We start from the raw sequence: 8260 nt of genomic DNA, 5'->3' as shown, positions 1-8260 counted from the left end.
GAGCCGCCGAGCGGGGCACCGACCGAGACGCCGACCGAGACGCCGATGGGGTCGCCGACCGGGTCGCCGGTCGGCCCGCCAGCTGGCCCGCCGCCCGGCCCGCCGACCGAGACGCCGCCTGGCCCGCCGACCGAGCCGCCGACCGGCCCGCCGGCCGGGTCACCGACCGAGCCGCCGAGCGGGTCGCCGACCGGGATGCCGACAGGCCCGCCGGCCGGGATGTCGAACTGGCCGCCGCCCGGCCCGCCGGGCGGGGCCAACGCCACGACGCGGCCCTTCAGTTGGCGGCCCGCGCCCAGGAGTTGCGCGGGGAGGTCCTGGAGCGGCTCGCGCGCCCGCGGGCCGCCCTCGACGCCTATCGGGGCGCCCTGGAACTGCGCCGGCGCCTCGACCCGTCGGCGGACGGACCGCCCGCCGCGATCCGCGCCGTCGCCACGCTCCAGGAGCGGATCCGCGCCCTGGAGGAGGGCCTCTGATCCGTTTCCCCCCGCCGGGCGGTGGGAAAAGGCACTGGACCGACCACACGACAAGGGACGGGCAGCCCATGGTGAGCGGACGTCAGGAAGCGGCGGCGGCGACGGCACCCGCCCGCCCGTGCCCCGGGCAGCTCCCGGACCTCTCCGGGCTCGACCTGGCCGCGCTGCGCGGCATCGGCCACCCGGTGCTGGCCGAGGTGATCGAGGGCATGGTGGAGCGCGTCACCCACCCCGCCGAGATCCTGAACGCCTTCGACTCGGGCGTCACCTGACCCCGCACCCGCCGGAGTTGACCACTTTCCGCCGTTAGCCGGGCCCGTCCGAAGGGCAGGGATGGGCAGTCCGCCGGACTCCATCCGGAGGCGCCGGCCGGGGGAGGGAGGTACAGGCGATGAGCCGAGCGAGCACGAGCGGTTCCGTGCCGCCCGCGCACCGGAGCCCCGACCCGTACGCCCGCCACGCGCACCACGTCCGCCACGCCCCCTGGCCGTACGCCCGCCTCGACGTGCCCGCCCTGCGCGCCGCCGGACACCGCCCGCAGCCGGTCAGGCAGTTCGTCCTCAAGACCCACAGCCGCTGCAACCTCGCGTGCACCTACTGCTACGTCTACGAGATGGCCGACCAGAGCTGGCGCACCCGCCCCGCCGTCATGACCCGGGCCACCGCCCTGCGCGCCGCCGAACGGATCGCCGACCACGCCGCCGCCCACGAACTGCCCCGCGTGGACCTCGTCCTGCACGGCGGCGAACCCCTCCTGGCCGCGCCCGCCGAACTGGCCGCGCCCGTCGAGGCGGTACGGGCGGCCCTGGCCCGCCGCGCGCCCCGTACCCGGGTCACCGCGAGCGTCCAGACCAACGGCACCCTCCTCACCCGGGGGCGGATCGCCGCCCTGTCCGCCGCCGGGATCCGGGTCGGCGTCAGCCTCGACGGCGGACTGCCCGCGCACAACGCCCGCCGCGTGGACCACGCCGGGCGGCCCGGCTTCGGCGCGGCCGCCCGCGGGCTGAGGCTGCTCGCCCGGCACCCCGGGAGCTACGCCGGGGTGCTGTGCGTGGTGGACCTCGCCCAGGACCCGGTGGAGACGTACGAGTCCCTGCTGGCGTTCGCCCCGCCCAGCATCGGCCTGCTGCTGCCCCTGGCCAACTGGAGCACCCCGCCGCCCGGCCGCACCGCGCACGGGACCCCGTACGCGGACTGGCTGCTGGCCGTCTTCGAACGCTGGTGGCACGACGGGGTGCGGCGCACCCGGATCCGGCTCTTCGAGGAGGTCCTCGCGCTGCTGCTGGGCCTGCCCGAAGCCACCGAGACCCTGGGCCTGGCCCCCGCCACCACCGCCGTCATCGAGACCGACGGCGCCATCGAACAGGCCGATTCCCTGAAGTCCGCCTACGAAGGGGCCGCCGCGACCGGCATGACCCTCGACACCCACAGCTTCGACCAGCTGCTCGACCACCCCGGCTTCGCCGCCCGCCAGCTCGGCCGGGACGCCCTCGCGGACGCCTGCCGGGCCTGCGAACTCGTCGAGGTGTGCGGCGGCGGGCACTACCCGCACCGCTACCGGGCGGGGGAGGGCTTCCGCGGGCCGTCCGTGTACTGCGCCGACCTCCAGGCCGTCATCCGGCACATCGCCCGGGCCCTGCACACGGCCGCGACGACGGGACGGGCCGCGTCATGACCCACCGTACGCAAGCCGCGGCCGCCGCCGGAGCGGAGGCGGCGGCCGGGGGCGAAGCCGGAACGCGCCCCGACCGGCGCCCCGGCGTCCCCGCCCAACAGACCCGCCCCGAAAGCCCCCACGGCCCCGCGAGCCCCACAGGCCCCGAAGGCCCCGACGGCCCGGCGAGCCCCACAGGCCCCCGGGACCCCTCAGGCATCACCACGCTCCCCCGTTTCACCGTCAGCTCGCACACCCTCCGCGAGCTCGCCTCCACCGAGCCCTCCGCCGAAGGCATCCGCCTCGTGCGCGACGTACGCCGCTCCAAGCGGCTCCTGCTGCTGCGCGCCGTACTCGACGCCGCCCCCGGCGCCGAGAGCGCCGAGCGCTGGGCGCTGCTGGAGGAGGCCGAACGCCAGGACCCCGAGGCCGTGCGCGACGTCCTGCACTACCCCGCCACCGGCGTCTGGGCCGAGGAGACCCTGCGCCGCCTGCACTCGCCCCAGGGGCCACCGCCCGATCTCGGCCACTTCGGGGCGCTCGCCGTCGCCGCCGCACTGCGCGCCCGGATCGCGTTCAAGACCACCCTGCGCCCCGTCCAGGGCCGCCTCGCCCTGCCCACCCTCGGGCTGCTGCGCCCCGACCGGCCCGGCCCGCTGGCCCTGACCGACCGCTCCTGGGACACCGGCGCCACCCTCCCGCTGCACGCCCTGCCCGGCGGCCGGACCTCCCTCGACGACCTCGACCCCTACCGCGCCCCGGCCGCCCCGCACCCGGCGCCCGTGCGCCCGGCCCGCCGGCTCACCCCCAAGGGCCACAAGCGCTGGGACACCCAGTGGTCCGGCGCCCTCACCCTGCTGGAGCGCTACGACTCCACCCGCGCCGAGGAGATCGGCCTCCTGCTGCGCTCCGTGGTCCCCCTCGCGGGCGGCACCCGCTCCAGCGGCGCCACCCTCCCCGCGGCCGCCGGCTCCGTCCTGGCCCGCGCCCAGGCCCCGCCCGCCCTGGCCGCGACCCTGGTCCACGAGGTGCAGCACGGCAAACTGGCCGCGCTCGCCGACATCCTCACCCTGCACACCGCCGACCGCACCCCGCGGCACTGGGCCCCCTGGCGCAGCGACCCCAGGCCGCTGGAAGGCCTGCTCCACGGGGCGTACGCCCACCTGGCCCTCGCCGGGTACTGGCAGCGCGCCGCGCTCTACGGGGCCCGCGGCGCCTGGGCCCAGCACGCCCGGATCCGCGCGCAGGTCGCCGCCGTCCTCCCCGTCCTGCGGGAGCATCCCCAACTGACGGCCACCGGACGTGAGTTCGTCGACGCAATGGCCGCCGCCGAGCGGGCCATGGACGCACTTCCGCCCCCCGGGGACCAGCACGCCACCGCCCGGCGCGCCCTCGACCGGGAACGTCGCGCCTGGTGCGAGGCCCACCCCGAACTCGCCCCATTCGTACAGGTCTGAGGGGCCGTCCGCTGCGGTACCTTTCAAGCCAGCGCCTCCGTACAGCCCCTCCGCACCGCCCCTCCGCACCGCCTCACATCCCGTCCACCGCCCGGACCCCAGGGAGACGGCCGCATGACCGGTACCGGTACGCGATCCGACCGCGACGGAGCCGCCCAGCCGCAGCGCTTCGTCATCAGCTTCGCGGGCTTCAACCGCCCCTGGGCGGTGTGGATCGCCCACCGCCTGGAGGAGCACGGCCACCGCGTCGCGCTCCAGCGCTGGGACCCGCAGACCAGTCCCGGCCTCGCCGAGGCCCTGGACGACCTCCCCCGGGCGGGCGGCAAGGTCGTCCTCGTCCTCAGCGAGCGCTACTTCTCCGCGGGCACCCACACCGACGACGAGTGGAACACCGCCCTGCGCGCCGTCACCGAGGCCCACCCCGACCGGTTCGCCGCCGTCTGCCTCACCGACGCCCCACTGCCCAGCGCGGTGGCCGCGCTGGAGAAGACCGACCTGTGGGGCCTGGACGCCTACGAGGCCGAGTACCGGGTGCTGCGCCGCCTGGAGCTGCCCACCGAGCGGATCGGCACCGAGAGCGGCCGCCGCGGCCCCCGCTTCCCCAACGACCCGCCCGAGATCTGGGGCCGGGTCCCGCGCCGCAACCCGCGCTTCACCGGCCGCAACGACGTCATCGGCCGCCTGCGGGCCGCCCTCACCGAGGCCCCGCCCGGCGCGTCCACCGTCACCCTCCTGGGGCTTTCCGGAGTCGGCAAGACCCAGGTCGCCACCGAGTACGCCTACCGCTTCGCCTCCGAGTACGACGTCGTGTGGTGGGTCCCCGCCGAGGACCGGCCCACCCTGCGCGAACGCCTCGCCGACCTGGCCCCCGCCCTCGGCCTGCCGCGCGGCGCCGGCAGCTACGGCGAGCAGATCCGGGCCGTCCTGGAGGCGCTGCGGCGCGGATCCCCGTACCACCGCTGGCTGATGGTGTTCGACGGCTGCGACAACCCCGACGACCTCACCGACCTGCTGCCCTCCGGCGCCGGCGACGTGATCATCACCTCCCGCAACCGTGAGTGGGCCGCCCGGCACACCAGCCTCGTCGAAGTCCCCCTCTACGCCCGCCCGGAGTCCATCACCTTCATCCGCCGCCGGGCCCTGCGCCTCACCGGCGAGGAGGCCGACCAGCTCGCCGAGGCGCTGGAGGACTACCCCCTCGCCCTCGACCAGACCGCCGGCTGGCTCGCGGACTCCCCGATGCGCGTCGGCGAGTACCTCGACCTCCTCCAGCACCGGCTGGACTCCCACGAGGCCGTCACCCTCTCCGACGACTACCCGCTGCCCTTCCCGACCGCGCTGGCCCTACTCCTCAACAACGTCCGCGAGAACTTCCCCGACGCCCTCGCGCTGCTGCGGCTGTTCGTCTTCTTCGCCCCCGGCCGGGTCCCGCTGCGGCTGCTGCGCGAGTTCCCCGCCGACGACGTGCCCGAGCACCTCGCCGGGCTGATCAACGACCAGATCCGCTGGAACGCGGCCCTCAACAAGCTCGTCCAGTTCTCCGTCGTACGCCTGGAGTACTCCGACCTCTCCGTGGAGGAGGGCGGCGGCCTGGAGACCGTGCAGCTGCACAGCATGGTCCACAACATCGTCCGGGAGAACCTCGCCGAGGAGGAGGCCGACCAGCTCTCCCGCGCCGTCCGCCAGGTCCTCGCCGCCGCCGACCCAGGCCGCCCCACCGACTCCCGGCTCTGGCCCCGGTACGCCGAACTCATCCCGCACCTGGACTCCGCCGGCGTCCTGACCAGCAGCAACCCCCGTATCCAGAACTTCCTGCTGCACTGCCTGCGCTACCTGATCCTGGCCGGCGAGTACCGCACCTGCCTGCGGCTGTCCGAACAGACCGACGGTGTCTGGCGGGCCATGCTCGGCGACGACCACGACCAGGTCCGCGAGCTCAGCTACCACTACGGCGGCGCCCTGCGCATGCTCGGCCACTTCCGGCGGGCCGAGACCCTGGCCCGCTCCGTCGCCGACCGGCTCGTCGCCGAACGCGGCGACCGCGACCTGGAAACCCTGCGCGCCACCAGCACCTACGCCGGAGTCCTGCTCAGCACCGCCAAGTTCGGCCGGGCCCGCGAACTCCTGGAGCACGCCTTCGCCACCTACCGCGAACTCCTCGGCGAGGACGACTCCACCACCCTCAACGCCCAGAACAACGTCGCCGTCGCGCTGCGCCTGCTCGGCCGCTACCAGGAGGCCTACGACACCGACCTGGACACCCTGCGCCGCCGCGAACGGGTCCTGCGGGTCCGGCACATCGCCACCCTCTCCTCCGGCATCGGCTGCGCCATGGGCCTGCGCCTGATGGGCCGCTACCGCGAGGCCCTCGCCCGCCAGGAACAGGGCCTCAAGCTCCACATCCAGGTCCTCGGCGCCAACCACCCCCAGACCCTGCGCGCCGAGCACAACCTCGGCCAGTGCCTGCGCCGCTCCGGGGACATCCCCGGCGCCGGATCCCGGCTGCGCAGCGTCCTGGAACGCTCCACCCGGGTGTTCGGGGCCGAGTTCCCCTGGACCCTGATGGTCGCCTCCGACTACGCCACCTACCTCCGCGAGTACGGGGACATCGAGGAGGCCCGCCGGATCTCCGAGGAGGTCGTCCGCGGCTACCAGTCCCAGCTGGGGCTCGCCCACCCGTACAGCATCGGCACCGTCGGCAACCTCGCGCTCGTGCTGCGCGCCCAGGGGGAGCGGACGGAGGCCCTCAACCTCGCGGAACAGGCCCTGGTCGGCATGCGGGGCGCGCTCGGCGACCGGCACCCCTGGACCTTGGGCTGCGCCCTGAACACCACCGGGCACCGCAACATCACCGGCCGCCTGGAGGCCGCGGTGGACCTGGGCCGGGAGACCCTGCGCGACGCGGAACGGGTCCTCGGCCCCGACCACCCGATGACGCTCAGCGCGCAGATCGGCCTGGCCGCGGACCTCCGGTCCGTACGCGAGGACACGGAGGCGTCCAAACACGAGGAGGCCGGCCTCCGCTCCCTCACCCGCACCCTGGGCCCCCAACACGTCCACACGGTCTCGGCCCGCCAACAGACCCGCCCCTACTGGGACTTCGAGCCCCAGCCGTAGCCCGCGGCGGCTGGTCAGGCCAGGTGGCGGAGCTTGTCGGGGTTGCGGATGACCCGGATCTCGGTGATCCGGCCGTCCTCCACCTCCACACAGGCGACGCTGTCGGGCCGTCCGGCCGCGGTGAGCAGCAGGCCCGGCGAGCCGTTGACGTCGACGGCCACCAGGCGCGGGTCCTCCATCGGCTGGGCGAGCACGGCCGCGAGGAAGCGGGCCACGTTCTCGGCGCCGTGCAGCGGGCGCAGGGCCGCCTTGACCTTTCCGCCGCCGTCGTTCCACGCGGTGACGTCGGGGGCGAGCAGTTCCAGCATGCGGTTCAGGTCGCCGCCGAGGCACGCGGCGAGGAACTCGTCGGTGACCTGCCGCCTCACCTCGGCCGGGGCCGCGTAGCGCGGCCGGCGCGCCTGGACGTGCGACTTGGCCCGGGAGCCGACCTGGCGCACCGAGACCTCGGTACGGTCGAGCGTCCCGGCGATCTCCCGGTAGGAGAAGCCGAAGACCTCCTTGAGCACGAAGACCGCCCGCTCCAGCGGTGAGAGGCTCTCCAGAACCACGAGCATGGCGAGCGAGACCGACTCGGCCACCTCCGTGTCCCCGGTGGCGTCCGGCACGGTGACGAGCGGCTCGGGCAGCCAGGGGCCGACGTACTGCTCCCGTTTGACGGCGGCCGAAGTCAGCCGGTTGAGCGCGAGGTTGGTGACCGTACGGGCCAGGTAGCCGACCGGATTGTCGATCCGGCCGGACACCTGGCTGCAGCGGAGCCAGGTGTCCTGGACCAGGTCTTCGGCGTCCGCGACGCTGCCGAGCATCCGGTAGGCGATGCCGAAGAGCATCGGTCGGTGCTGTTCGAAGACGGCTGTGTCGATCATGAACGAGACGGTACCGCGCAGGCCTCGGAGAAGCCCTGGCTGGTCAGGCCGAAGGCACTGTTCATCCGGGACCGCCAGTTCTCCAGGGCGACCATGGCGGTGAGTTCCACGAAGGCGGCCTCGCCCAGCCGCCCGAGCAGCGCCTCGGCGAGTTCGTCGGTGACGTGGGGCTCGGTGTCGGTCATGGCCTCGGCGTACTCCATGACCTGGAGTTCCAGCCCCGTGAACGCCTCGTGGTGCTCCCGCCACTGCGGCACCAGGGAGATCTTGTCCAGCGGCAGGCCGAGTTCGCCGCCTTCCCAGTGGCCGAAGTCCAGGCACCAGGAGCAGTTGATCCGGGCCGCGGTGGCCATCACGGCGAGATGCCTCAGGGCCGGCTCCAGGGCGTTCCACTTGGCGGCGGAGCGCTCCAGCCCGACGTAGGCGAGCAGCACCTTCCGGTTGTGGCCGACCGCGAGCCCGGGGTCGAGCACCTGGCCGTACATCCGCCGGGAGTACCAGGAGCCGATGCGGTTCAGCAGGGTGCGCGGCGGGGTGAGCGAGATGCGGGCGGTCATGTCGGGCCTCCAGGCTTCCGGCGGATGCTTCTGGAGGGAGGACAGGGCAGCCGCCGGGAATGTGACATGAGAGCCCCTGCTGCCGGGCGGTCCTCCACCCGCCCCAGCCGGAAGGCCCGGCTCCCCTCAGGGG

General features: G+C 74.7%; 6 protein-coding genes and 1 pseudogene. 5 read left to right on the top strand and 2 right to left on the bottom strand.

What is annotated here, in order from left to right:
* From ACFV0Q_RS34360 to fxsT, 5 genes and pseudogenes are all read left to right on the top strand, one after another.
* Window positions 1-476: pseudogene (locus tag ACFV0Q_RS34360) on the top strand (hypothetical protein); the annotation flags it as partial.
* Window positions 477-544: 68 nt separating this feature from the next.
* Window positions 545-748: an FxSxx-COOH cyclophane-containing RiPP peptide gene (gene fxsA, locus ACFV0Q_RS34355; RefSeq protein WP_385010860.1), complete on the top strand. Its 204-nt coding sequence runs from the start codon at window positions 545-547 to the stop codon at window positions 746-748.
* Window positions 749-867: 119 nt separating this feature from the next.
* Complete coding sequence (locus ACFV0Q_RS34350) at window positions 868-2151, top strand: FxsB family cyclophane-forming radical SAM/SPASM peptide maturase (RefSeq protein ID WP_385010858.1); 1284 nt, start codon at window positions 868-870, stop codon at window positions 2149-2151.
* Window positions 2148-3587 (top strand): aKG-HExxH-type peptide beta-hydroxylase, encoded by a 1440-nt coding sequence (locus ACFV0Q_RS34345; RefSeq protein ID WP_385010856.1) that lies wholly within the window; start codon window positions 2148-2150, stop codon window positions 3585-3587. The genes ACFV0Q_RS34350 and ACFV0Q_RS34345 overlap by 4 nt, the downstream gene beginning before the upstream one ends.
* Window positions 3588-3701: 114 nt before the next feature.
* The gene (fxsT, locus tag ACFV0Q_RS34340) at window positions 3702-6704 is read left to right on the top strand and encodes an FxSxx-COOH system tetratricopeptide repeat protein (RefSeq protein ID WP_385010854.1); all 3003 of its coding nucleotides are present in this window, start codon (window positions 3702-3704) and stop codon (window positions 6702-6704) included.
* A 14-nt stretch (window positions 6705-6718) separates the two neighbouring features.
* Here fxsT and ACFV0Q_RS34335 read toward each other — a convergent pair whose 3' ends face one another.
* A complete protein-coding gene (locus ACFV0Q_RS34335) occupies window positions 6719-7570 on the bottom strand; it encodes an RNA polymerase sigma-70 factor (protein ID WP_385010852.1) in 852 nt (283 codons plus the stop codon).
* Window positions 7567-8127: a carboxymuconolactone decarboxylase family protein gene (locus ACFV0Q_RS34330; RefSeq protein WP_385010851.1), complete on the bottom strand. Its 561-nt coding sequence runs from the start codon at window positions 8125-8127 to the stop codon at window positions 7567-7569. The genes ACFV0Q_RS34335 and ACFV0Q_RS34330 overlap by 4 nt, the downstream gene beginning before the upstream one ends.
* Between the last annotated feature and the right edge of the window lie 133 nt (window positions 8128-8260).

The organism is Streptomyces sp. NPDC059564, assembly GCF_042735575.1.
Lineage (GTDB): Bacteria > Actinomycetota > Actinomycetes > Streptomycetales > Streptomycetaceae > Streptomyces.
Note: the sequence above shows the minus strand (reverse complement) of the source record. Positions and strands in the feature narration are given on the sequence as shown.